We start from the raw sequence: 22,845 nt of genomic DNA, 5'->3' as shown, positions 1-22,845 counted from the left end.
CAGTATGAAACATCTGGCGAAACTGACCCTTTTGGTGGCCGTGCTTGGGCTGTCGGCCTGCGGTGGCAACAATTTCCTTGGCGGCGGCGGCATGGGGGCCGGGGCCGGCGGGGCCGGAGCGGGGGCAGCGGGCGACCCGAACTCGGTGGCCTATTTCAACGAAACGGTCGGCGACCGGGTTCTGTTCGAGGTGGACCAGTCCACCCTGACCGACCAGGCCCGCGCGACGCTGGATGATCAGGCCGACTGGCTGCTGCGCAACATGGAATACAATGTTCTGATTGAAGGCCATGCCGATGAACAGGGCACGCGCGACTACAACCTTGCCCTTGGCGCCCGCCGGGCGGCGGCGGTCGAGGCCTACCTGATGAGCCGCGGCATCACCGATGCCCGCCTGAGCACGATCAGCTACGGCAAGGAACGCCCGCTGGCGATCTGTTCCGAAGAGAGCTGCTATCGCCAGAACCGCCGCGCGGTGACGGTGCTGCAAGCTGGCGGCGCGGGGGCCTGAGCCGATGCGGCGTGCGATGATTCTCGCCCTTGTACTGGCGCTGCCGTCGGGCGGCGCCATGGCGCAGAGCCAACAGGAAACCCTTGCCGATATCCGGCAGGAACTGTCGGTGCTCTGGGTCGATATCCAGCGGCTTCGGACGGAATTGTCGACCACCGGCTCGCCGCAAGGTGTGGCCGGGGGGGGCAGCACGCTGGAACGGGTCGATGCCATCGAGCGGGAATTGCGGCGCCTGACCAGTTCGACGGAAGAGTTGCAGTTGCGCGTTGACCGGATCGTGTCCGATGGCACCAACCGGATCGGCGATCTGGAATTTCGCCTGTGCGAGTTGGAGCCTGACTGCGATATCGGCGATCTGGGGGAAACCCCGACCCTTGGCGGCGGTGACTTGCCGCAAGCGGCCGCGACCGCCATCGCGCCTGCCGCCGACAACAACAGCCCGCGTATGGCCGCGGCCGAGCAGAGCGATTTCGACGCTGCCATGACCGCCTTTGACAACGGTAACTTCGCCGCTGCCGCGCAGGGGTTCCAAGCCTATACCGAGACCTATCCGGGGGGCGCTCTGAGTTCCGAGGCGCACTATTGGCGTGGTCGCGCCGAAGCGGAACAGGGCGCATGGAACCGCGCCGCGCGCGCCTATCTTGCCAGTTTCAGCGGTGCGCCCGACGCGCCACGCGCGCCCGAAAGCCTGTTCCGCCTTGGCTCCAGCCTGAATGAACTGGGGCAGCGTGACGAAGCCTGCCTGACCTTGGGCGAGGTGGAATTGCGCTATCCGTCGTCGCAGGTCGTGCTCGACGCGCGGTCGGCGATGGCCCGCATCGGCTGCAATTGAGCCTGGAGGCCCGCTTTGCCACCGCGCTGGAGCGGATGCTGGCGGGGCAAATCCCCGACCGGCTGGCCGTGGCCGTGTCCGGTGGCGGCGATTCCCTTGCGTTGTTGGGGCTGGCCTGTGACTGGGCCGAGGGGCGTGGCTGCGACATCCATGCCCTGACCGTGGATCACGGCCTGCGACCCGAGGCCGCCGACGAGGCCCTGATCGTCGCGCGCGAAGCGGTGCGCATGGGCGCGCAGCACAGGACGTTGAAATGGCGGCAATGGGACGGCAAGGGCAACCTGCAAGCCGCCGCCCGCGAGGCGCGTTACCGGTTGATGCGGGGGTATTGCACCGATCACGGGATCAAGGCGATCCTGCTTGGCCATACGCAGGACGATCAGGCCGAAACCGTGCTGATGCGGCTGGCGCGCGGATCGGGTGTCGATGGTCTGGCCGCAATGCCCGAGGGGCGGTATGGCACGGACGACATCCTGCGCCCGCTGCTGGCGGAACCCCGATCCGATCTGCGCATCTGGCTGACCCGGCAAGGGATGCGGTGGGTCGAAGATCCGACAAACGACGACCCCCGCTATGACCGGGTGCGGGCGCGGCGGCTGCTGACCCAACTGGCCCCCTTCGGACTTGATGCGTCTCGACTGGCCGAGACCGCCGCCGCCATGGCCCGCGCGCGAGTGGCCCTGGGCGCGCGTGCCGCCGAACTGGCTGACGCGATCGTGACCGACCGGCGCGGCATCGTGTTGTTCGATCGGGATCGACTGGCCGCGGTCGAGGAAGAGACGCGGCTGCGGCTGGTGGCCCATGGTCTGGCGTGCCTGTCGGGCGCGCCCTACAAACCCCGCCTTGCCACCTTGACAGCCACGCTCGACCGGGCCTTGCAGGGGCGGGGCGGCACCTTGCAGGGCTGTCGCCTGATCCCGTGGCGTGACCGGCTGGTCATGGCCCGAGAGGCCAAGGCCGTGGAAAGACAGGAAATCCCTGCCGATGGCACGGCCTTCTGGGACGGGCGGTGGCGCATTTCCCTGCCCGATGTGCCGGGGGCGACCATTCGCGTGCTTGGCGAGGAAGGGGTGGCAATGATAGACCGGTCAGGAAGCCTTCCGCATGCGGCGTTGCTGTCTTTTCCCGGTGTCTGGCTCGGCCCGACCCTGATCGCCGCGCCCGATCTTTGGAATGCGGAGCTACTGGTTTGCGAATATGCCGCATCGGCGGTCTTCCACGCGTCTGTAAATTCACGTTGAAGTCGCGCCCCGCATCCCTATTTTAGGCCAAGTGCCCGGCGCGGACATTCCCCGGGCGCAGATGTTAAGGAGAATTCTCTTGGGCAATGCGAGAAATATCGCTTTCTGGGTCATCCTGTTTCTGTTGATCCTCGCGCTCTTCAACCTGTTCAGTGGCAACCAGACCACCATGAACGCGCGCTCTGTCGCGTATTCCGATTTCATCAGTCAGGTGGAAAGCGGCGAGGTGACTTCGGTCGTTCTGGATGGTGAGTCGGTGCAGTTCACGACCGGAACGGGCACGTTCGAAACCGTGAAACCCGCCGAGGTTGATGTCACCCCGGTGCTCCTGGAGAACGGTGTGCGCATTCAGGCGCGGCCGCAGGAACAATCGGGCTTCGTGTCCGGCCTGATGATGTGGCTGCCGGTGCTGGTGCTGATCGGTGTCTGGATCTTCTTCATGAACCGGATGCAGGGCGGCGGACGTGGCGGCGCGATGGGATTTGGCAAGTCCAAGGCCAAATTGCTGACCGAGAAGCACGGCCGCGTGACGTTCGATGACGTGGCCGGCATTGACGAAGCCAAGGAGGAGCTGGAAGAGATCGTTGAATTCCTGCGAAACCCGCAGAAATTCAGCCGTCTTGGCGGCAAAATCCCGAAAGGCGCGTTGCTGGTGGGCCCTCCGGGCACCGGTAAGACGCTGCTGGCCCGCGCGATTGCGGGTGAGGCGGGCGTGCCCTTTTTCACCATTTCCGGCTCTGACTTCGTGGAAATGTTCGTGGGTGTCGGTGCCAGCCGTGTCCGCGACATGTTCGAGCAGGCCAAGAAGAACGCCCCGTGTATCGTGTTCATTGACGAGATCGACGCCGTGGGCCGGTCGCGTGGCGTGGGCTATGGCGGCGGCAATGACGAGCGTGAGCAGACGCTGAACCAGCTGCTGGTCGAGATGGACGGTTTTGAAGCCAACGAGGGCATCATTATCGTGGCAGCCACCAACCGCCCCGACGTTCTGGACCCTGCGCTGATGCGTCCGGGCCGGTTCGACCGTCAGGTGCAAGTGCCCAACCCCGACATCAAGGGCCGCGAGAAAATCCTCGGTGTGCATGCCCGCAAGGTGCCGCTTGGCCCGAACGTGGATCTGCGTATCATCGCCCGCGGCACACCCGGATTTTCGGGGGCCGATCTGGCCAACCTCGTGAACGAATCGGCGCTGATGGCCGCGCGTGTGGGCCGACGGTTCGTGACGATGGAAGACTTCGAGAACGCCAAGGACAAGGTGATGATGGGGGCCGAGCGACGGTCGATGGTCATGACCGAGGACGAAAAGAAGCTGACAGCCTATCACGAGGCAGGCCATGCGATTGTCGGCCTCAACGTCCCGCAGCATGATCCGATCCACAAGGCGACGATCATTCCGCGTGGCCGGGCGCTTGGTCTGGTGCTGTCCTTGCCCGAACGCGACCAGCTGTCGGTAAGCTACACCAAATACACCTCGAAAATCGCAATGGCCATGGGTGGGCGTGTCGCGGAAGAGTTGATCTTCGGTGAAGAGAACGTGACCTCGGGCGCCGCGTCGGACATCCAGCAAGTGACCAAGATCGCCCGCGCGATGGTGACCCAGTTCGGCTTTGCCGAAGAACTGGGCTTTGTCGATTACGCCAACGAGCAGCAGTCCTATCTGGGCGCCTATGGCGGCGGGGCCAGTCATTCGGCAGCCACCCAAAAGCTGATCGACGAGAAGATCAAGGAACTGGTGGACACCGGCTATCAGACCGCCAAACGCATCCTCACCGAAAAAAGCGAGGATCTGGAGCGGCTGGCACAGGGCCTGCTGGAATACGAAACCCTGACCGGGAACGAGATCACCAAGGTAATCGCGGGCGAGCCGCTGAACCGTGGAGAGGACGACGATGACACCGGCGCCGACACCGGGGGCACCGCCTCGGTCACGTCCATTCCCAAGACCAAACCCAAGGCCAAGCCTTCGGATGGCGGGATGGAGCCGGAACCCTCGGCCTGATCCAACAAAAACCCCCGGCCAGGTGCCGGGGGTTTTCTTTCTCGGGACGCTGAAAAGAGGTCAGTCGCCAGAGTAGCGCTTGCGCGCTTCGGTCATGCTCTTTTCCATTGCGCTCCACGCATCCTTGGCGCCGGATTGCAGGTCGCTCCAGGCTTGCACATTGGCCTCGCTGGCCTTTTCCAGTTGGGATTGCACTTGCTTGCGCTGTTCCTCGACCTGCGCGAGTTGTTCCTTCAACTTCGCTTGACCCTGCGCCTGCATTTTCTCGGCCTCGGCCTGCATTTTTTTCACCTCGGCGTTCCAGACGTCGAGCTGTTCCTTCGCTTTCGCAACGAATTCGTCTTGGTTCATTCAATCATCCTCCAGTCTACAAAACAGCCCGACTCTAACATGAACAGCGCGTAGTGCACGTGACGTAGGTTGCATCCGGGTTGCGAGCGGAAGACTGCCGGGGTTAAGTGCCCGGAAACTGTACCGGAGACGCCCCATGCCCGCCCTCATGCCGACCGACCTCACCGCCCGTATCCTGTGGCTGGGGGCGAATCCCGACCGCGACGCGGGGCTGCCCTCGCACCCGTTGCAAGAAATGCCACTGGGTTTCGCGGGCTATGCCGAGGAGACCCATGCCGGGCTGACCCGGCCATCTTGCAGCCGGGTAGTGGCGCAGCATCCGCGTGGCACCGAGATTCGCAATGTCCGGCAAATGACGATCCTGAGCGCCGAGGATCTCGCCGCGATTGCGCAGACCATGGGAGTAGAGCGGCTCGACCCCGCGCTTGTGGGGGCCAGTATGGTGATCGAGGGAATCCCGGATTTTTCCCGCTTGCCGCCATCATCGCGGCTGCAAGGCGCGGATGGGGTCACTGTTGTGGTGGATATGGAAAATCGCCCTTGTCATCTGCCGGCCAAGCCAATCGACGCCGAGGGGCCGGGGCAGGGAAAGAGCTTCAAGACAGCGGCCCGGGGCCGTCGGGGCGTGACGGCGTGGGTGGAACGGGAAGGCGTGCTGCGGGTGGGCGAAACCTTGCGGCTGCACATCCCGGATCAACCGGTCTGGGCGCATCTGGCAGCGACGCGCGGCACCTGAGCGCGGACCCGGCCAAGGCCCCACGGGTCATAGCATCAGGGCGACCAGTGCAATCCCGAGGCCAAGGCCGATGCCAAAACCGGCGTGGATCAAAAGGATGGGTGCAGACATTTTGTTTCTCCCGGCAGTGCGTGGCATTCGGGTATAGGTCGAAACACCTTTCCAAATGGTTCACAAAATTTTCTGCCGCCGCGTATCGGAAACGGGAATTGGCGGATGAGGACAGAATCTGGTCGGAAACGCTCCTGTTAGCGGTCGTCTTCTTCGTTATGCCTGTCGCCAGCACAACCGCCCTCGCCAACAGGACTGACCACCATGGCTTTCAAGACCGACATCCAAATCGCCCGCGAAGCGTCCAAACGCCCGATCCAGGAGATCGGTGCCAAACTGGGCATCGCGTCCGAGCATCTGCTGCCCTATGGCCATGACAAGGCCAAGGTCAGCCAGGACTTCATCAACTCGGTGCAGGATCGCCCCGACGGCAAGCTGATCCTCGTGACCGCGATCAACCCGACCCCCGCGGGCGAGGGAAAGACCACCACCACCGTCGGTCTGGGCGATGGTCTGAACGCGATCGGCAAGAACGCCGCGATCTGCATCCGCGAAGCGTCGCTCGGGCCGAACTTCGGCATGAAGGGCGGGGCCGCTGGCGGTGGCTATGCGCAGGTGGTTCCGATGGAGGAAATGAACCTCCACTTCACTGGCGATTTCCACGCCATCACCAGTGCCCACAACCTGCTGTCGGCGATGATCGACAACCACATCTACTGGGGCAACGAGCTGGAGATCGACGAGCGTCGCGTGTCCTGGCGCCGTGTGCTCGACATGAACGACCGCGCGCTGCGCGACACCGTGACCTCGCTTGGTGGCGTATCCAACGGCTTCCCGCGTCAGACGGGCTTCGACATTACCGTGGCCTCGGAAGTCATGGCAATTCTGTGCCTGTCCAACGATCTGGAAGACCTGCAACGCCGCCTTGGCGACATGATCGTGGCCTACCGCCGCGACCGGTCTGCCATCTATGCCCGCGACATCAAGGCCGATGGTGCCATGACCGTGCTGCTGCGCGACGCGATGCAGCCGAACCTGGTGCAGACGCTGGAAAACAACCCCGCCTTCGTGCATGGTGGCCCCTTTGCCAACATCGCGCATGGCTGTAACTCGGTTATCGCCACCAAGACGGCCCTGAAACTGGCCGACTACGTCGTGACCGAAGCGGGTTTCGGCGCCGACCTCGGTGCCGAGAAGTTCATGAACATCAAGTGCCGCAAGGCGGGTCTGGCCCCGTCGGCGGTGGTCGTCGTGGCCACCGTGCGCGCCATGAAGATGAACGGCGGCGTTGCCAAGGCCGACCTCGGCGCGGAAAACGTGGATGCCGTGCAAAAGGGCTGCCCGAACCTCGGCCGTCACATCGAAAACGTCAAATCTTTCGGCGTGCCGGTTGTTGTGGCGATCAACCACTTCGTTACCGACACCGACGCAGAAGTGCAGGCGGTCAAGGACTACGTCGCCTCGATGGGGTCAGAGGCGATCCTGTGCCAGCACTGGGCCAAGGGTTCGGACGGCACCAAGGAACTGGCGACCCGCGTGGCGGAAATCGCCGATGCCGACATGGCCAACTTCGCGCCCCTCTACTCGGACGACATGAGCCTTTTCGAGAAGATCGAAACCGTCGCCAAGCGCATCTACCGCGCTGACGAGGTTCTGGCCGATGCGAAGATCCGCAACCAGTTGAAGGAATGGGAAGACGCAGGATACGGCAACCTGCCGGTCTGCATGGCGAAAACCCAATACTCCTTTACCACCGACCCGAACCGCCGTGGCGCCCCCACGGGCCACTCGGTTCCAGTGCGCGAAGTGCGCCTGTCGGCCGGTGCTGGCTTCGTCGTGGTGATCTGCGGTGAGATCATGACCATGCCCGGTCTGCCCCGCACCCCGGCTGCGGAAAACATCCGCATCAACGAAGAGGGCCTGGTCGAAGGCCTGTTCTAAATCCATGAGACAAGGGGGCGGTTTTCGGGCCGCCCCTTTGCCTTGCGCTTTTCACGATCCCACATGAGGAAGTCTCGCACATGCGTGCAGCCCTGATCGACGGAAAGGCCATCGCTGCGGATATGCGGGCACGGGTCCTGCAAGAGGCCGAAGAACTGGCTGCCGCGGGGTGGAAACCCAAGCTCGTATCGGTCTCCGTGGGCGACACCGCTGCGGCAGAGCTTTACGTGCGCAACCAGCAGAAAAGTGCGCAAAGCGCCGGGGTCCAGTTCGAGGCGCGCAGCTATCCGTCCGAAACCTCGCTGGAACAGCTGACTGGCATCTTGCAAGGCCTGAACGCGGACCCGCGCGTCAACGGCATCATCATCCAGCGCCCGCTGCCCGACCACATCCCGGTGAAGGTATTGCAAAAGGCCGTGCACCCGCTGAAAGACGTGGAGGGGATGCACCCAGCCTCGATCGGCAATATCGTCTACAACGACCTCGCGCTTGGTCCCTGCACCGCCGTTGCTGCGGTGGAAATTCTCAAGACGCTGCCCTTGCCGATGCAGGGCCTGAACGTCACCGTGATCGGCCATTCCGAAATCGTGGGCAAACCCATCGCCTTCCTGTTGATGGGCCTTGGCGCGACCGTCACCGTTTGCCACCACATGACCCGCTCGGTCGCCATGCACAGCCGGGCCGCCGACGCGGTCTTCGTTGCGGTCGGTAAACCGGGTCTGGTCACTGGCGACATGCTGAAACCCGGCGCGGCCCTGATCGACATCGGCATCAACCGGATCGAGACGCCGGACGGCCCGAAAACCGTAGGCGACGCCGATTTCGACAGTTGCGCCGAGGTGGCGGGCTGGATCACCCCGGTGCCGGGGGGCGTTGGTCCTGTCACCGTAGCCACGCTGATGAAAAACGCCGTTCTGGCAACGCGGATGCAGATGGAGCATTACCGCGCCAGCTACGCCGAAACTGAAGTCTGAGAGAAAAGGGAGAGGGGCCATGACCGCCACTATCATCGACGGCAAGGCCTTCGCGGCCGATGTCCGTGCCCAGGTTGCAACCCATGTTGGGCGTTTGAAACAAGAAAATGGCATCACGCCCGGTCTGGCCGTGGTGCTGGTGGGTGAAGATCCCGCCAGCCAGGTCTATGTCCGCTCGAAGGGCAAGCAGACCGTGGAAGTGGGCATGAACAGCTTCGAGCACAAGCTGCCCGCCGATACCTCTGCCGAGGATCTCTACGCGCTGATCGACCAGTTGAACAACGACCCGGCGGTGCACGGCATCCTGTGCCAGTTCCCGGTGCCCGATCACCTGTCGGAATCCGATATCGTTGCGCGGATCGACCCGGCAAAGGACGTCGACGGGCTGCATATTCTCAACATCGGACGCCTTGCCAGCGGTCAGGACGCGATGGCGCCCTGCACGCCGCTCGGGTGCCTGATGTTGTTGCGGGATCAGCTTGGGTCTTTGTCGGGAAAATCGGCCGTTGTTGTTGGGCGGTCGAATTTGGTGGGCAAGCCGATGGCGCAGCTTTTGCTGCGCGATAGCTGCACCGTGACCATTGCCCATAGCCGCACCAAGGATCTGGGCGCGGTGTGCCGGGAGGCCGATATTCTGGTGGCTGCCGTGGGGCGGCCGCAGATGATCCCCGGCGATTGGGTCAAACCCGGTGCGACTGTCATCGACGTCGGTATCAACCGCATTCAACACCCTGAAAACCCTGAAAAAACGAAGCTCGTCGGCGATGTTGATTTCGCCGGATGTGCCGAGGTTGCGGGCGCGATCACGCCGGTTCCGGGGGGCGTCGGGCCGATGACCATCGCTTGCCTTCTGGCCAACACTCTGACCGCCTGCTGCCGTGCCAACGGGCTTGCGGAACCTGAGGGCCTGACCGCCTGAGGCGGGCCGGTCCAGGCCAAAACGGGGGTGTCGCCGCCCGTGCACCGGGCGTACACCCCCTGTACACCCCCCGTACAGACAAATGGCCGGTTTCGACGCGGCCCGCCGATGTGCCAAAACCATGCCTTGGGCCAGGAACAATGCTAGGTGACCGGCACCATCGTGCCTTGCAGGATGGCGACGACCTTGCGGGTGCCATCGGCGTATTCCGTTTCCACCGTGGCCCGCGTCACAACAAGGCGGCGGCCGGGTTTCACGACCTCGCCGGTGGCGACAAGGCGCTGGCCGTTCGAGGGCGCGACGAGGTTGATCTTCATCTCGGCGGTCAGCACCTCGGCGTCTTCGGGCATCACCGTCAGGGCCGAATAGCCCGCCGCGCTGTCGCCAAGGGCAAAGACCATCCCGGCATGAGCAAAGCCGTGCTGCTGGCTGGCCAGGGGTTGGATCGGCGCGGTGATGATGACCTGCCCCTCGCGAATGCTGGTCACCTTTGCGCCAAGGGTCTGCATCATGCCTTGTTTGCCGAAGCTTTGCCGAATGCGTTGGTCCATGTGGCGTCCTCCTTGTTGGAGGGAGTGTGCCGGGGGCGACGGTTCGGGGGCAAGTGGGAACGCAGCGTCTGTCAGCGCGGCATCGGCACAGCCAACGGCGGCGCGGCCAGCAGGAGTGCCTTGGCCTCGGGGGCCATCAGGGACGCAAGCGGCTCGGCATGGCTGTAGAGCCCGCCGGTATAGGTGCCATAGGCGGGCAGGATCAGGCGCGCGGCATCGACGAGGAAACAGGGGCGGGTCAGGGTGCGGCCCCTGAGCGGCAGCCGCGCCTTGGGGTGGTAATGGCCCGAAACCTCGCCTTGTGCCGTGTCCGTGGCGATATGGCAGAAGGTGAGGGGGCCGTCGGTGAGGGCCTCAAGATGCGTGCCGCCCAGATCGACCGGACCAGCATCGTGATTGCCCTCGATCCAGATCCAGCGGCGGCCCGCCATCAGAGTGGTCAGCATTTCGCGCGCCGCGTCTTCCAATGCGCGCATGGCGGCGAGGTCGTCGAAGCTGTCGCCGAGGCAGATCACCGTATCGGGGGCGGTCGCGCGGATATCGGCGTCGAGCCGCGCCAGCGTTTCGCGCGCTTCGTAAGGGGGCAGCATGGGGCCGCCGCGCCGGGCCATGCGTTCGGATTTGCCCAAGTGCAGGTCGGACACGCAGAGCAGTCGGCGCGCGGGCCAGTGCAGCGCGCCGGACGGCAGGGCGGCAAGGGTTTCGCCAGCGAATGGGAAGGGCAGGCCGTTCATGCTTCGTTCCTTGCCATGGGGCGGGGGGCGGATCAAGGGGGATGCCGGGGGATTGCCTGACCGTGGGCTGGCAGCCTTGCGCCCCTCTACTCCAGTCCCGCTGCCTGCATCAGATCCTGCCGTTCGCGTTCGATCATCGCGGCCTCGGCACTGCCCTTGACCGGCACCTTGCCCATTTCGAGGAACAGCGGCGCGGCAAGCGGCGTGACACGGGGCAGGGCGACATGGTCGATGCGGCCGCCGATCCGACCGAGCATCTCTTCGATCCGCCCGAAATCGACGAGTCCGCGCATCGCCTCGACCCGCGTGATCCGCAGAAGCAGGTGGTCGGGGTCGTATTTGCGCAGCGTGTCATAAAGGATGTCGGTGGAAAAGGTCGCCTGCCGCCCGGATTTGCGCTTGCCGCCGGGCGCGTTGCGGTCGATCAGCCCGGCGATGATCGCGGCGGATTTGAAGGTGCGTTTCATCACCGCGTTTTCGGCAAGCCAGCCTTCCAACGCTGTGTGCAGGCCATCGCGGGTCAGAAGTGGCGCGGGGTCGCGGACCGGGTCGAGCCCCCAGATCAGCGTGGCGTAATCGGTGGCGACGAAGCCCAGGGGGTTAAGGCCCTGCGTCTCCATCCGTTGGGTCAGGAGCAGACCGAGGGTCTGTTGCGCGTTGCGGCCCGCAAAGCCGTAGGCGCAGAGATGGTGCAGCCCGTCATGGGGGAAGGTTTCTACCAGCAGGCGGTCGCGTTCGGGCAGCTTCGAGACCTGTGCCTGAAGCGCCAGCCAGTCGGCGGTATGGGCGGGCAGGGCCGGCCAGTCGCGGGCACCGAACATGGCGAGGATGCGGTCGGAAAGCTGGGTGGAGGTGGCGAATTTTGTGCCCATGTAGGTGGCCACGCGGGGTTTGCGGCCCTTGTCGCGGCTGACCTCGACAACCATTTCCCGCAGCCCCTCGTAGCGGACGATCTGGCCGCCGATCAGGAAGGTGTCGCCTTGGATGAGGGTGGCGGCGAAAGCTTCTTCGACCTCGCCCAGGGGCGCGCCACCGCGGGAATGGCGCAGACGGACCTTGAGGCGGTCGCTGTCCTGAATGGTGCCGATATTCATGCGGATACGCGACGCACCGCGCGGGTCGCGAAGCTGCCATTGGCCGTCGGGGCGTTGCGCCAGACGTTGCCACTGGTCATAGGCGCGCAGGGCATAGCCGCCGGTGGCGATGAAGTCGAGGCAGGCATCAAAGGTGGCGCGGGGCAGGGCAGCGTAGGCGCCGGTGGTGCGGACCTCTTTAAAGAGGTCGTCCGCATCGAAGGGACCAGCGGCCGCGCGGATCAGGATGTGCTGGCAGAGCACGTCGAGGGGGCCGGGGTCGCGCGGGTCGCCGTCGAGGGCGTGGGCGCGGGCGGCTTCAAGGGCTGCCACGCATTCCACCACTTCGAAGCGGTTGGCGGGCACCAGCAGGGCCTTGGACGGGGCGTTGTAGCGGTGGTTGGCGCGGCCGATGCGCTGGACCAGCCGCTTGACGTTCTTTGGCGCGCCCACCTGGATCACCAGATCCACGTCGCCCCAGTCGATGCCCAGATCGAGACTGCCGGTGCAGACGATGGCGCGCAATTGGCCTGCGACCATCGCGGCTTCGACCCTTTCGCGCTGTTCGCGGGCCAATGCGCCGTGGTGGATGCCGATGGGCAGGGCGTCTTCGTTGGCGAGCCAAAGGTTGTGAAAGAAGATTTCGGCCTGCGCGCGCGTGTTGTGAAAGATCAGCGTCGTCTTGTGGCGCTTGATCTGTTCCAGCACCGCCGGGATGGCGTAGGCCCCGCCGCCGCCTGCCCATGGCGGGGGCGTGTCGATCCGCAGCATAGAGATATCTGGGTCGGGGCCGGGATCGGCTTGCAAGATCGCGCAGGGGTCGGGGTGGCGGGCCAAGAGGCTGGCCAGCGCGGGCGGGTCTTCCACCGTGGCCGACAACCCCACACGGCGCAGGCCGGGGGCGAGGGTTTCCAGCCGCGAGAGGGCGAGGAACAACTGGTCGCCGCGTTTGCTTTCGGCCAATGCGTGGATTTCATCGACAATGACCCGCTTGAGCCCGCGAAAGGTGCGCGCGGCGTCCTCGTAGGACGTCAGCAACGCGAGGCTTTCGGGCGTCGTCAGCAGGATATGCGGCGGGTCGGCGCGTTGGCGTTTGCGGCGGCTTTGCGGTGTGTCGCCGGTGCGGTCCTCGATCCGGATGGGCAGGCCCATGTCCTCGACCGGGCGGCGCAGGTTGCGCTTGATGTCTGCGGCGAGCGCCTTGAGCGGCGAGATGTAGAGCGTGTGCAGGCCCTCGTGGTCCCCTTCGGCAAGCTCTGCCAGCGTCGGCAGGAAACCCGCCATGGTCTTGCCGCCGCCAGTCGGCGCGATAAGCATGAGCGCAGGCTCGGTGGCACGGTCGAACATGTCGCGTTGGTGGGGGTGGATGTCCCAGCCCTGCCGGGAAAACCAGTCTTCGATGATCGGGGGCAGGGCGGTCATGATGCCAGAGATAGGGCAGAACCCCGGCTTGGGAAAGGCGTTTGGCGTGGGGGGCGCGTGCCCCGTTGGCAGCGGGCAGGATCGCATCATCGAAACCGCGGTCAAGGCGTGCCTCGATCCGCCGACCCGGCGTCAGTCGTCGCGCTCGACCGGGATCGTGGGCAGGCTGGCCGCGAGGTCCGACACACGGTCTTTCAGGTGGTCGGGCAGGTGTTCGGTGCGGTCCGACCACGCGCTGAACCGCTCGAACAAAGGCAGAAACTGCTGAATTTCCTGCGGCGTCCATTCCGACAGGAAATCGCCGAGCGCCATGAACTTGTAGAGCCGCACCGCCTGCACCACCTGTTCGCCGGCGTCTGTTGTTTTCAACACGCTGCGCCGCCCGTCGCGCTGGCTGACAGCGCGGCGCACCAGCCCCAGCCGGATCAGCTCGCCCGTCAGGCGGCTGGCGCGCGAGGGGTCGATGCCAAGCCGGTCTGCCACGGTCGAAACCATGGTTTCGCCGCAGGGGGTATCGTCAAACTCGTTGCGGGGCGCACGCACGGCCATCAGTGCGTCAAGCTGCGCAAGGTCCAGCTCCAGCCCCAGATCGGCCAGTGCGCGTTGCCCCAGCTCTCGTTTCACCACCCGTCGGCGCCAGCGTTGCAGCACGCCGTCGATGTCCAGCGCGGCGGCGATGACCGGTTGCGCGATCCCGGCCCCGGTCAGGTTTTTGATCAGGTTTTCATCTCTTTCGGCCATGGGTCTGTCCTTCGCAGTTGAGGCAAATTACATGTGGTTGACATGCAATTGCAATTGGCATTTAATGGAGTGCGACATTGAATGCCGTTTTCTCTCCTGTACATCGCGCCGTCTCCCTGCGGCGCGATGTATCTATGAAGGCCAGTCCCTTATGAGCTCTGCTTCCGATCCCAACCCCGACGTGACCACCGCCGAGCCGGTTCCGATCCGCCTTGTGCTGACGGCCGTGGCGATGACGCTGTTTTTCGCGTCTCTTGGTCAGACCATCGTCTCGACCGCCTTGCCGCTGATCGTGGCGGATCTGGGCGGGGTCGATCACATCACATGGGCGATCACCGCCTATCTGCTGGCCTCGACCGTGGGGGCGCCGATTTCGGGCAAACTGGGTGACCTTTACGGGCGCAAGATTGTCATGCAGGCGGCCATCGGCGTGTTCGTCATCGGGGCCGTGCTGTGTGGCACGGCGGGCAGCATGGGCCAGTTGATCGCGGGGCGCGCGGTGCAGGGGCTGGGGGGCGGCAGCCTGATCGTGCTGTCCATGGCCGTGGTGGGCGACGTGCTGCCCGCGCGCGAGCGGGGCAAGGCGCAAGGGATGCTGGGCGCGGCCTTTGGCCTGTCGACCATCATCGGGCCACTGGCGGGGGGCTTTATCGTGCAGACCCTCGGCTGGCACTGGATCTTTTTCGTCAACCTGCCCGTGGGCGTCGCGGCACTGGCGATTCTGGCGGTGGCGCTACCGGGACGGGTGAGCGGCAAATCCTACCGGATCGACTATGTCGGCGCGCTGTCACTGGCGGTGTTGCTGTCTACTGCTGTGCTGATCGCCAATCTGGGCGGGTCGGTTCTGCCGTGGGGCAGTGCCGGGTTCCTGTCGCTGGTGGGGCTGTTCGTTCTGGCGGTCGGCAGCTTTGTCTGGGCCGAGGCGCGGGCGGAAGAGCCGATCTTGCCGCTGCGCTTGTTCACGATCAACACGTTTCTGGTGGTGAACGGCGTCGGCTTCATGGTGGGGGTCGCCATGTTTGGCACTATCACCTTCCTGCCGCTTTATTTGCAGATCGCCAAGGGCGTGTCGCCCACGGCCTCGGGGCTGTTCCTGCTGCCGATGATGGGCGGGCTGATCGGCGGGTCGACCCTGTCGGGGCAGATCATGTCGCGCACCGGGCGTTACAAGCTGTTGCCGACCCTGTCTACGGCGGTGCTGGCCTGCGCCATGCTGTTCATGACGACGCTGTCGGGGACCAGCCCGCTTTGGGCCATCGCCATCGCCATGCTGGGGGTCGGGATCGGCCTTGGCCCTGTCTTTGCCGTTGGCGTGGCAGCGATCCAGAACGCGGTGCCGCAGCAGATGATGGGCGTGGGCACGGCCAGCGCCAACATGTTCCGGCTGATCGGCGGTTCGCTTGGCACGGCGCTGTTCGGGGCGTTGTTCGCGTCGGGTCTGGCGGGGGCGTTGGAGGGGAGATTCCCCGAGGCCGCGGGACAGGGCGGTTTGCGGTCGATGAGTGCCGAGATGCTGGACACGCTGCCCGCCGCGGCGCGCGCCGAGGTGATCGAGGGGATCAGCCAAGCCTTGCATCCGGTCTTCATGATCGGGGCGGTGGTGGCGGTGATTGCCTGCGTCCTGTCGACCCGGTTGGAGGAACTGCCGCTATCCTCGGTGCTGCCCGGGCGGTGAGGGCGGTGGTCAGCCTTGCGCGGACGAGAGCGTGTTGCGGTCTTTCGCAAACACGCCCCCCGCGCCAACCTGTTGATGTCGTATGTCCGAGGAACGCAAGACCGGGTCCCCATCTCGCGCGACATGCTCTGGTTGGTGTCAGCCCGCCGCGCGCGTCGTCGCCCGCGCGGTCTGACTGGCCCGCGTCAATGCGCGATCATTTCCTGTTTCACGAACAGGTTTTCCCATGCCCGGTCCAGCAGGTCAGGGCGCATCTGGGGCGGGATCCCCTCGAATTCGCAGATCGCGATGATCTGGTCGAGCAGGAACGGCGCGTGGTAATTTGCGTAGAGATTGTCCACCGTGGGGTATTTCTTCTTCAGCAGGTGCAGCAGCGAGGGTTCGTCCAGCGGCACGTTCTTCTTCTTGGCGACCATGGCAAAGATCTTGAGGAACTCGGCCTGCGTCGGGCCGTCGATCTTGACCTTGAAGAAGATCCGGCGCAGCGCGGCGCCGTCGAACAGGTCGTTGGGGTGGAAGTTGGTCGAGAATACCACCAGCGTGTCGAAGGGCACTTCGAATTTCTCGCCCGATTGCAGGGCCAGGATGTCGTATTGCGCCTCCATCGGAACGATCCAGCGGTTGATCAGCGCCTGCGGTGCCTCTTCCTGACGGCCAAGGTCATCGACGATGAAGACGCCGCCGGTGGATTTGAGCTGGAGCGACGCCTGATAGGTGCGCGAGGTCTTGTTGTAGTTGAGGTCGAGCATCGAGAGCGTCAGCTCGCCCCCCGTCATCACCGTCGGTCGCTTGCACAGAATGTAGCGCGTGTCGAAGCGGGCGGATTGGCGGCGCAGGCTGTTGGTTTCGGCCTGTGGCTGTGCGACGGGGGTGTGCACGATCGGGTCGAAAAGGGTGATCACCTGCCCGGCATAGCTGATCGCGTGGGGCACATAGATCGTGTCGCCAAGCGCGGCGCGGATGCCTTCTGCAATCGAGGATTTGCCGTTGCCCGGCGGACCATACATCAGGACCGAGCGGCCGGAACTGACCGCCGGGCCAAGCTGGTTGATCAGGTCAGGGGGCAGGATCAGGTGGCCCATGCTGGCATTCAGCGCTTCGCGCGTGATGCGGACGTTCTTGACCGATTGGCGCTTGGTCTGGTCCTTGTAGGCCTCCAGTGGCACCGGCATCGCGCCGTAGTATTCCGACTGCGACAGCGCATCCAGCGCGCGCGCCTTGCCCGCGTCGGTCAATTGATAGCCCATTTCGGAGGACGAGGTGGCGTGCATCGTGCCCATGGCTTGCATCAGCCCCATCTCGCGCAGCGTGTCGATCAAGGCTTGCGTCAGGGGCATCGGCAAGCAGATCGCGGCGGCGATTTCACTGACCCGTTCGACATTCTTGCGGAAGGTGGTCTTGAGCAGGATATCCCGCATCATGACCATGGGCAGGCCGGTATCTTCCAACCGGCGCAGCATCGGCGGCGCGAAAGAGTTGGGTTCGGCAGTTTGCACGTTCATCGGGTGAAACCCTCTTGCCTTTAACCGCCCCCGGTCAGTTTTGTTTCAAGGATCACTGGCGATCCGGTAAGAGCGTGTCGCGTTCATGCGGGGGAACACGAAACCTTCTTGTCCTTTTGATACCGCGTGTCAGGGCGCAAGACTGCCAGCCCTTTTGCGCGGCATGAGTCAGTCAAGCCGATCCGCCCGTCAGGCCGAGGGCCAGATAGACGACCAGGGCCCCCGCCAGCGCGACGCCCATCGGAAACAGTTTGCCCCGGTCCCAACTGGCCCAATCCGGGGTCGCGCGGCGCACGGCGGGCACGGCGCGCGCGCCCCGGTGCGTGATCCACGATCCGATCAGGACGGCGGCGAAGAGGATGAGGAACATCAGGTAGTCGCCCGGCGCGACGAACGGTGCCATGGCGGCGGCGAATTTCGCGTCACCCGCGCCGACAAGGCCGAGCGAGGTGATGATGAAGCCCGCCAGCAGCACGACCACCAGTTGCAACAGCCGCATGTACCACGCGCTGAAGGCCATCGTTTCGGTGGCGACCTGCGCCAGCCCGATCGCCACGAAGACGCCGGTCAGGGCCAGAACGCTGATATTGGGAATGCGCATGTCGCGCAGGTCCGACCACGCGACCCAGATGCAGATCGGCAGGACGAAGGGCAGGAACCAGAGCGCTTCGGTATAGGTCAAGGCAAGTGACATGCGGACTATCCTTGCGCTTCGAGCGACCGCAGTGCCCGCACGGCAGCCTCGAAATGTTGCGGGTGGGTGTCGATGGCGTCTTCCAGCAGGCCCCGCCCGATATCCACGTCGCCCTGCCGGATCGCGGCCAGCGCCATGGTGTGCAGCAATTGCGCGCGTTCGATCTGGGTCATTTCGACCAGTGGCAGCGTGTATTGCCCGCGTGCGGCGCGGGCCAGAACGAGGTTGTTCTTTGCGGTGAACAGGCTGGGATCGTAGCGGACCGATTCGGTGAACAGGCGTTCGGCATCTTCGTAGTCGCCACGGGTCAGCTTGGAAAAGCCCCAGTTGTTCAGCACTCCCGCCGGGCGCATGGTCAGGCCCACGGCGGTTTCGTAGAAACTGTCGGCACGCTCCCATTCCTGGTTGGAATCGGCCACCATCGCTTCCAGACGATAGCGTTCGTAGGTTTCGAAGGTCGGCGGCACCTGGTTAAGCTGTGCTTCTGCCCCGTCCCAGTCGTTGTTGCGGATCAATGCGCCCGCGTAATCGACGCGGTCCTGATCGGTGACCTCGTCGCTTTCGACCACCCGGCGCCAAGTCGCGGCCCCTTCGGTGTAAAGCCCGGCGCGGATCAGGCTGCTGGCCAGCCCCCGGCGCAAGTCGATGCGGTCGGGCTCTTCCTGCGTGGCGCGCCGGAAATAGGCCACGGCCTCTTGCGGGTCGGCGGCGGTCAACATGATGTCGTTGAGGTTGGTTTCGTCGATGACGTTGACGCTATCCAAGGTGCGGTCAACTTCGGCAGACCCCGACTGGTCGCAGCCTGCAAGGGCAAGCCCGACAGTCAGAACTGCCGTGATCCGGGTTACTGGTCGCATGCGCGGCCTCTTACTGCTCAATTTATTTTCGATCATGGCGCATACAGCAGGAGGTATCTGCCCCCTCCCAAACGTTCCAAGTCGAAACTTTCGTTTGTATTAGGGGAACTATAGCCGGGATTTTCCATTCGCGCGATAGCCAAGCGCAGGTTTTCCCGGATCGAGTCGCTTTCGCCACTATCGAGCGCATAGGCCTGCCGGAAAACCTGCCGTGCTTCACCGTATTGGCCCTGCTCCATCAGCACGACGCCGAGGTTGTTCCACGCTGGCACGAATTCCGGGTCGGCGTCGGTCGCTTGCCGCAGAAGGTCTTCGGCCTGACCCAGCCGCCCGAGCCGCAGGTTGACCGATCCGAGGGACGACAGGGTTTCGGCGTTCATGCCCTGTTCGCCCGCCGCGCGAAGATAGGCGCGCAGGGCCAGTTCGTATTCGCCGGATTCCATCAACCGGTGGCCGACGATCATCGGATCGACGCCGTCACGCAGGACGGTGATGTCTTCGGGTGGGGCGACGCCCTCGTTCAACGGATCAAGCCGCGCGGGGGTGCCACACGCGGCCAGACTGCCAAGCATCAGGATCGTCAGACCAAGGTTGCCCCACTTCATTCCGGTCAGAATCCTCCCGACGTGCTGCTGAGGGTCTGCGAGATGCCGTAGACCGATGGTCCGATCAGGATAATCAACAATGGGGGCACACAAAACATCATTGTTGCCAAAGTCAGCTTGGTGGGCAGTTTGTTGGCCTTTTCCTCGGCCCGCATCACGCGTTTATCGCGCATCTCTTCGGCATAGACCCGCAGCGCCTCGGCGATCGAGGTGCCGAAGGTGGCCGACTGGATCAGCACGGTCACGAAGCTGTTCACATCCTGCACGCCGCAGCGTTCGCCGAAATCCTTGAGCACGCGGACCTTGTCCTTGCCGGCCTTCATCTCGTAGGCGACAATCTCGAATTCATCGGCCAGATCCTCGAACGAGGCACGGATTTCCTTGGCGACGCGGATGATCGCCTGATCCAGTGATTGACCGGCCTCGACGCAGACCAGCATCAGGTCGAGCGAATCCGGAAAGCCCTGAACGATCGCCTCTTCGCGTTTCTGCACGCGCTTGTTAACCCAGTATCGCGGAAGGTAATATCCAAGGCCGCCGGGGATCAGGACGGTCAGAATGCTTTTCTGGGTGCTCGGTTCATTCGCGATGATCGTGTAGATCACCCCAAGGATCAACAGCCCCAGCCCAAGCGCGAATTGCGCGAAGTGGTAGGTCTGAACCGCGCCTTTCGACCGATACCCTGCGCGCAGCAGGGTCAACTGGATCTGGGAAAACTCTTCCTGATCCTGCGGTTCGAGGAATTGAGCGAACTTGTCGAGCTTTTCGTTCTTGCCACCGACGCGCAGGGCCGTCGGCAGATCGCTGTCACCGTCCTGGCGACGGGTCTGATCCTTGAGCCTGGTCAGCGGGTCAGCCTTGCGAAACAGGATCGTCGGCAGCGCCAGCAGCACCGAGATGATCCCGAGTGCGCCCGCGAAGAGGTAGGGCCCGAACGGACCCAGATAGTAAACGATGAGGTCGTTGAACTGTTGCAGCATTCGCTTGCCCCTAAACCTTGATGTTGACCATCATGCGCATGAAAAAGAAGTTCGCTGCCAGCATCACGGCCACCACGGCACAGGCCGGGATGAAGGCAGCCGATTGCATGACATCGTCGTAGTAATCGGGCTGCATCACGTTGATGGCGATCAGGGCCAGAAGCGGGAAGAAGGACAGGAACATTCCCGACCATTTGGCCTCGGCGGTGATCGCCTTGACACGGCGGAACAGTTTGAACCGGGCGCGGATCACCTTGGCCAGGCCAGCGAGGATTTCGGCCAGGTTGCCGCCCGATTTCTGCTGGATGCCCACGGCCACGGCGAGGAAGCGCAAATCCTGATTGTCCAGACGTTCTGCCATGGCACGCAGCGCCTCGGACACGTCGCGCCCATAGGCGGCCTCGTCGGCGATGATGCCCAGTTCCGAGCCGAGCGGGTCGGCCACTTCCTTGGCCACGGTGTTGATCGCGGACACGAACGGGTGGCCAACGCGCAGACTGCGAACCATCAGTTCCACCGCGTCGGGCAATTGTTCCTCGATCATCGCGATGCGCTTCTTGGCCTTGGAATTCACCCAGAAGATCACGGCGCCCACGCCCATCACAACCGATACCAGAATGCGGATCGGCAGGGCGGCGGTGGTTGCGATGGACAGGCCGACAAAGGCCGCGATTCCCAGACCCAGCATGACCAGCATCAATTGTTGCGGCGAAAAGGCGATGTTGGCCTTTTGCGCCTTGTCGGCGATCAGCGCGTAAAGCGGGATCGAGCGAGAACCCTTGTGCTGATCCAGTTCCTTGCGCAGCTTGGCCAGGACGTCTTCGCGGTTCAGGCCGGTATTGAGCAGTTCCAGCCGCCGGTTGACCCGGCTGTTGAGGCTGATCGACTTGCCGAAGGCCACAAGATAGACGCCCTCGACCAGCATCAAGACGCCGACGAAGATGCCAATGTAAATAAGCGGTTCGGTTCCCAGTTGCATGGCAGTCAATCCCCCACGGGTTCATAAATCGAGGCTGGCAGATCATAGCCCCACTGGCGGAACCGCTCGGAATAGTACGAGCGGACACCGCAGGCGGTGAAGCGGCCAATGATCTTGCCATCGGGTTGCAGGCCGAGGCGCTCGTAGCGGAAAATCTCTTGCATCGAGATCACATCGCCTTCCATCCCGGTCACTTCAGTGATGGAGACCATGCGGCGAGAGCCGTCCTGCAAGCGGCTGGCCTGCACGATCAGGTTCACGGCCGACGCAATCTGGCTGCGCACGGCCTTCAACGGCATTTCGATGCCCGCCATGGCAATCATGTTTTCCAGGCGGCTGACACCGTCGCGCGCGCTGTTGGCGTGGATCGTGGTCATCGACCCGTCGTGGCCGGTGTTCATGGCCTGCAACATGTCGATCACTTCCTCGCCGCGCGTTTCGCCGACGATGATCCGGTCGGGCCGCATCCGCAGGGCGTTGCGCAGACAGTCGCGTTGCGTCACCGCGCCTTTGCCCTCGACGTTGGGCGGACGGCTTTCCATCCGGCCCACATGTTCCTGCTGCAATTGCAGTTCCGCCGTATCCTCGATGGTCAGGATGCGTTCGGAATTGTCGATGAAAGAGCTGAGCGCGTTAAGCGTGGTGGTCTTGCCCGAACCCGTCCCGCCCGAGACGACCACGTTCAGGCGGCAGGCTACGGCGGCCTGAAGGTAGGCGGCCATTTCTTCGGTGAAGGCGCCGAACTTGACCAGATCGTCGATACCCAGCTTGTCCTTCTTGAACTTACGAATCGAGACCAAGGAGCCATCGACCCCCACGGGCGGCACCATCGCGTTGAACCGCGAGCCGTCTTTCAGACGGGCGTCAACGTACGGGTTGGATTCATCGACGCGGCGGCCCACGGCCGACACGATCTTGTCGATGATCCGCAGCAAGTGGCGTTCGTCCTTGAAACGGCAGTCGGATTTTTCCAGCTTGCCGTTCCGTTCGATAAAGACGTTGAACGGCCCATTGATCAGGATGTCGTTGACGGTGTCGTCCTTCAGCAGCGGCTCTAGCGGGCCAAGGCCGGTGACCTCGTCGAACAGTTCGGTTTGCAGGGTCGAGCGGTCTTCGCGGTTCAGGACCACGCCCATTTCGGTCAGCTCGTCGGTGACGATCGAGTTGATCTCGCTGCGCAGTTCGCTTTCCTTGGCGGTTTCCAGCGCCGACAGGTTGAGGTTGTCCAGAAGCCGCGAATGCATCTCGGTCTTGATTTCGTCCAGACGCGCCCGACGCTTGGTTTCCTTGTCCACGGCCACGGGCTCGGCTGCCACGGGGGCGGGCTTTTTCGGACGGCGCGCGACCTTGGTCTGAGTGCCAGAGGGTTGGACCTCGGGCCCTTCGGGCGCAGGCGCCTTGTGATCCGGCGCCGTTGTCAGGGCCGGATGCACGGGGCGAGCGGAAGACGGTTTCTTGTAGCGCGAAAACATTGCGG

Annotated in this window: 21 protein-coding genes; 9 read left to right on the top strand and 12 right to left on the bottom strand. The window is 63.9% G+C overall.

Annotation, left to right across the window (positions count from 1 at the left end; genetic code table 11):
• The first annotated feature begins 4 nt into the window (after window positions 1-4).
• The 4 genes from pal (at window position 5) to ftsH (ending at window position 4,583) form a co-directional block, all read left to right on the top strand.
• Window positions 5-511, top strand: a complete 507-nt coding sequence (gene pal / locus BKY27_RS01275) for a peptidoglycan-associated lipoprotein Pal (RefSeq protein ID WP_071672603.1) — start codon at window positions 5-7, stop codon at window positions 509-511.
• 16 nt (window positions 512-527) lie between these two features.
• The gene (ybgF, locus tag BKY27_RS01270) at window positions 528-1,343 is read left to right on the top strand and encodes a tol-pal system protein YbgF (RefSeq protein WP_233491750.1); all 816 of its coding nucleotides are present in this window, start codon (window positions 528-530) and stop codon (window positions 1,341-1,343) included.
• On the top strand, window positions 1,340-2,584 hold the full coding sequence (tilS, locus tag BKY27_RS01265) for a tRNA lysidine(34) synthetase TilS (RefSeq protein ID WP_084667799.1): 1,245 nt from the start codon (window positions 1,340-1,342) through the stop codon (window positions 2,582-2,584). The genes ybgF and tilS overlap by 4 nt, the downstream gene beginning before the upstream one ends.
• A 79-nt stretch (window positions 2,585-2,663) precedes the next feature.
• Window positions 2,664-4,583 carry an ATP-dependent zinc metalloprotease FtsH gene (gene ftsH / locus BKY27_RS01260; protein ID WP_071672601.1) on the top strand — a complete coding sequence of 640 codons (1,920 nt, stop codon included), beginning with the start codon at window positions 2,664-2,666 and terminating at the stop codon, window positions 4,581-4,583.
• A 60-nt stretch (window positions 4,584-4,643) separates the two neighbouring features.
• Here ftsH and BKY27_RS01255 read toward each other — a convergent pair whose 3' ends face one another.
• Window positions 4,644-4,934 carry a sll1863 family stress response protein gene (locus tag BKY27_RS01255; RefSeq protein ID WP_071672600.1) on the bottom strand — a complete coding sequence of 97 codons (291 nt, stop codon included), beginning with the start codon at window positions 4,932-4,934 and terminating at the stop codon, window positions 4,644-4,646.
• 136 nt (window positions 4,935-5,070) lie between these two features.
• Between BKY27_RS01255 and BKY27_RS01250 the strand changes: the two genes are divergently transcribed.
• The 4 genes from BKY27_RS01250 to folD all read left to right on the top strand — a co-directional run bounded on the left by BKY27_RS01250 (window position 5,071) and on the right by folD (window position 9,555).
• Window positions 5,071-5,670 carry an MOSC domain-containing protein gene (locus BKY27_RS01250; RefSeq protein ID WP_071672599.1) on the top strand — a complete coding sequence of 200 codons (600 nt, stop codon included), beginning with the start codon at window positions 5,071-5,073 and terminating at the stop codon, window positions 5,668-5,670.
• Between the two features lie 315 nt (window positions 5,671-5,985).
• Complete coding sequence (locus tag BKY27_RS01245) at window positions 5,986-7,662, top strand: formate--tetrahydrofolate ligase (RefSeq protein WP_071672598.1); 1,677 nt, start codon at window positions 5,986-5,988, stop codon at window positions 7,660-7,662.
• Between the two features lie 80 nt (window positions 7,663-7,742).
• On the top strand, window positions 7,743-8,636 hold the full coding sequence (locus tag BKY27_RS01240) for a bifunctional 5,10-methylenetetrahydrofolate dehydrogenase/5,10-methenyltetrahydrofolate cyclohydrolase (protein ID WP_071672597.1): 894 nt from the start codon (window positions 7,743-7,745) through the stop codon (window positions 8,634-8,636).
• A gap of 19 nt (window positions 8,637-8,655) precedes the next feature.
• The gene (gene folD / locus BKY27_RS01235; protein ID WP_071672596.1) at window positions 8,656-9,555 is read left to right on the top strand and encodes a bifunctional methylenetetrahydrofolate dehydrogenase/methenyltetrahydrofolate cyclohydrolase FolD; all 900 of its coding nucleotides are present in this window, start codon (window positions 8,656-8,658) and stop codon (window positions 9,553-9,555) included.
• A gap of 143 nt (window positions 9,556-9,698) precedes the next feature.
• Here folD and BKY27_RS01230 read toward each other — a convergent pair whose 3' ends face one another.
• The 4 genes from BKY27_RS01230 to BKY27_RS01215 form a co-directional block, all read right to left on the bottom strand.
• Entirely contained in the window at window positions 9,699-10,106 is a 408-nt protein-coding gene (locus tag BKY27_RS01230; protein ID WP_071672595.1) for a PaaI family thioesterase, read from the bottom strand.
• Between the two features lie 71 nt (window positions 10,107-10,177).
• Window positions 10,178-10,840 (bottom strand): ligase-associated DNA damage response endonuclease PdeM, encoded by a 663-nt coding sequence (gene pdeM / locus BKY27_RS01225; RefSeq protein WP_071672594.1) that lies wholly within the window; start codon window positions 10,838-10,840, stop codon window positions 10,178-10,180.
• Between the two features lie 86 nt (window positions 10,841-10,926).
• Window positions 10,927-13,335 carry a ligase-associated DNA damage response DEXH box helicase gene (locus BKY27_RS01220; RefSeq protein WP_071672593.1) on the bottom strand — a complete coding sequence of 803 codons (2,409 nt, stop codon included), beginning with the start codon at window positions 13,333-13,335 and terminating at the stop codon, window positions 10,927-10,929.
• 132 nt (window positions 13,336-13,467) lie between these two features.
• Complete coding sequence (locus tag BKY27_RS01215) at window positions 13,468-14,076, bottom strand: MarR family winged helix-turn-helix transcriptional regulator (protein WP_071672592.1); 609 nt, start codon at window positions 14,074-14,076, stop codon at window positions 13,468-13,470.
• Window positions 14,077-14,227: 151 nt separating this feature from the next.
• Here BKY27_RS01215 and BKY27_RS01210 point away from each other — a divergent pair, with 151 nt between their 5' ends.
• Window positions 14,228-15,751 (top strand): MDR family MFS transporter, encoded by a 1,524-nt coding sequence (locus tag BKY27_RS01210; RefSeq protein WP_071672591.1) that lies wholly within the window; start codon window positions 14,228-14,230, stop codon window positions 15,749-15,751.
• Between the two features lie 185 nt (window positions 15,752-15,936).
• On the opposite strand, the gene BKY27_RS01205 is transcribed toward BKY27_RS01210, so the two are convergent.
• The 7 genes from BKY27_RS01205 to BKY27_RS01175 form a co-directional block, all read right to left on the bottom strand.
• A complete protein-coding gene (locus BKY27_RS01205; protein ID WP_071672590.1) occupies window positions 15,937-17,253 on the bottom strand; it encodes a P-loop NTPase family protein in 1,317 nt (438 codons plus the stop codon).
• 172 nt (window positions 17,254-17,425) lie between these two features.
• A complete protein-coding gene (locus BKY27_RS01200; RefSeq protein ID WP_071672589.1) occupies window positions 17,426-17,947 on the bottom strand; it encodes a prepilin peptidase in 522 nt (173 codons plus the stop codon).
• A gap of 5 nt (window positions 17,948-17,952) precedes the next feature.
• Entirely contained in the window at window positions 17,953-18,804 is an 852-nt protein-coding gene (locus BKY27_RS01195; protein ID WP_071672588.1) for a tetratricopeptide repeat protein, read from the bottom strand.
• Between the two features lie 32 nt (window positions 18,805-18,836).
• Window positions 18,837-19,409: a tetratricopeptide repeat protein gene (locus BKY27_RS01190; protein ID WP_071672587.1), complete on the bottom strand. Its 573-nt coding sequence runs from the start codon at window positions 19,407-19,409 to the stop codon at window positions 18,837-18,839.
• Window positions 19,410-19,414: 5 nt separating this feature from the next.
• Window positions 19,415-20,389, bottom strand: coding sequence for a type II secretion system F family protein (locus BKY27_RS01185; protein ID WP_071672586.1), 975 nt, complete (start codon window positions 20,387-20,389; stop codon window positions 19,415-19,417).
• Between the two features lie 10 nt (window positions 20,390-20,399).
• A complete protein-coding gene (locus tag BKY27_RS01180) occupies window positions 20,400-21,368 on the bottom strand; it encodes a type II secretion system F family protein (protein WP_071672585.1) in 969 nt (322 codons plus the stop codon).
• A 5-nt stretch (window positions 21,369-21,373) separates the two neighbouring features.
• Window positions 21,374-22,840: a CpaF family protein gene (locus BKY27_RS01175; RefSeq protein WP_071672584.1), complete on the bottom strand. Its 1,467-nt coding sequence runs from the start codon at window positions 22,838-22,840 to the stop codon at window positions 21,374-21,376.
• Window positions 22,841-22,845 lie beyond the last annotated feature (5 nt).

Source organism: Nioella nitratireducens, assembly GCF_001879715.1.
GTDB classification, from domain to species: domain Bacteria; phylum Pseudomonadota; class Alphaproteobacteria; order Rhodobacterales; family Rhodobacteraceae; genus Nioella; species Nioella nitratireducens.
This window is presented reverse-complemented; position numbering and strand designations above follow the sequence as displayed.

Bases quoted from the DNA above. Each gene is read 5' to 3' on its own strand.
- BKY27_RS01230 (WP_071672595.1), bottom strand. From the start codon at position 10,106: ATGGACCAACGCATTCGGCAAAGCTTCGGCAAACAAGGCATGATGCAG.
- pal (WP_071672603.1), top strand. From the start codon at position 5: ATGAAACATCTGGCGAAACTGACCCTTTTGGTGGCCGTGCTTGGGCTG.
- BKY27_RS01180 (WP_071672585.1), bottom strand. From the start codon at position 21,368: ATGCAACTGGGAACCGAACCGCTTATTTACATTGGCATCTTCGTCGGC.
- BKY27_RS01205 (WP_071672590.1), bottom strand. From the start codon at position 17,253: ATGAACGTGCAAACTGCCGAACCCAACTCTTTCGCGCCGCCGATGCTG.
- BKY27_RS01185 (WP_071672586.1), bottom strand. From the start codon at position 20,389: ATGCTGCAACAGTTCAACGACCTCATCGTTTACTATCTGGGTCCGTTC.
- BKY27_RS01255 (WP_071672600.1), bottom strand. From the start codon at position 4,934: ATGAACCAAGACGAATTCGTTGCGAAAGCGAAGGAACAGCTCGACGTC.
- BKY27_RS01200 (WP_071672589.1), bottom strand. From the start codon at position 17,947: ATGTCACTTGCCTTGACCTATACCGAAGCGCTCTGGTTCCTGCCCTTC.
- BKY27_RS01250 (WP_071672599.1), top strand. From the start codon at position 5,071: ATGCCCGCCCTCATGCCGACCGACCTCACCGCCCGTATCCTGTGGCTG.
- pdeM (WP_071672594.1), bottom strand. From the start codon at position 10,840: ATGAACGGCCTGCCCTTCCCATTCGCTGGCGAAACCCTTGCCGCCCTG.
- BKY27_RS01190 (WP_071672587.1), bottom strand. From the start codon at position 19,409: ATGAAGTGGGGCAACCTTGGTCTGACGATCCTGATGCTTGGCAGTCTG.
- BKY27_RS01175 (WP_071672584.1), bottom strand. From the start codon at position 22,840: ATGTTTTCGCGCTACAAGAAACCGTCTTCCGCTCGCCCCGTGCATCCG.
- BKY27_RS01240 (WP_071672597.1), top strand. From the start codon at position 7,743: ATGCGTGCAGCCCTGATCGACGGAAAGGCCATCGCTGCGGATATGCGG.
- BKY27_RS01215 (WP_071672592.1), bottom strand. From the start codon at position 14,076: ATGGCCGAAAGAGATGAAAACCTGATCAAAAACCTGACCGGGGCCGGG.
- ybgF (WP_233491750.1), top strand. From the start codon at position 528: ATGATTCTCGCCCTTGTACTGGCGCTGCCGTCGGGCGGCGCCATGGCG.
- folD (WP_071672596.1), top strand. From the start codon at position 8,656: ATGACCGCCACTATCATCGACGGCAAGGCCTTCGCGGCCGATGTCCGT.
- BKY27_RS01210 (WP_071672591.1), top strand. From the start codon at position 14,228: ATGAGCTCTGCTTCCGATCCCAACCCCGACGTGACCACCGCCGAGCCG.
- BKY27_RS01220 (WP_071672593.1), bottom strand. From the start codon at position 13,335: ATGACCGCCCTGCCCCCGATCATCGAAGACTGGTTTTCCCGGCAGGGC.
- BKY27_RS01195 (WP_071672588.1), bottom strand. From the start codon at position 18,804: ATGCGACCAGTAACCCGGATCACGGCAGTTCTGACTGTCGGGCTTGCC.
- BKY27_RS01245 (WP_071672598.1), top strand. From the start codon at position 5,986: ATGGCTTTCAAGACCGACATCCAAATCGCCCGCGAAGCGTCCAAACGC.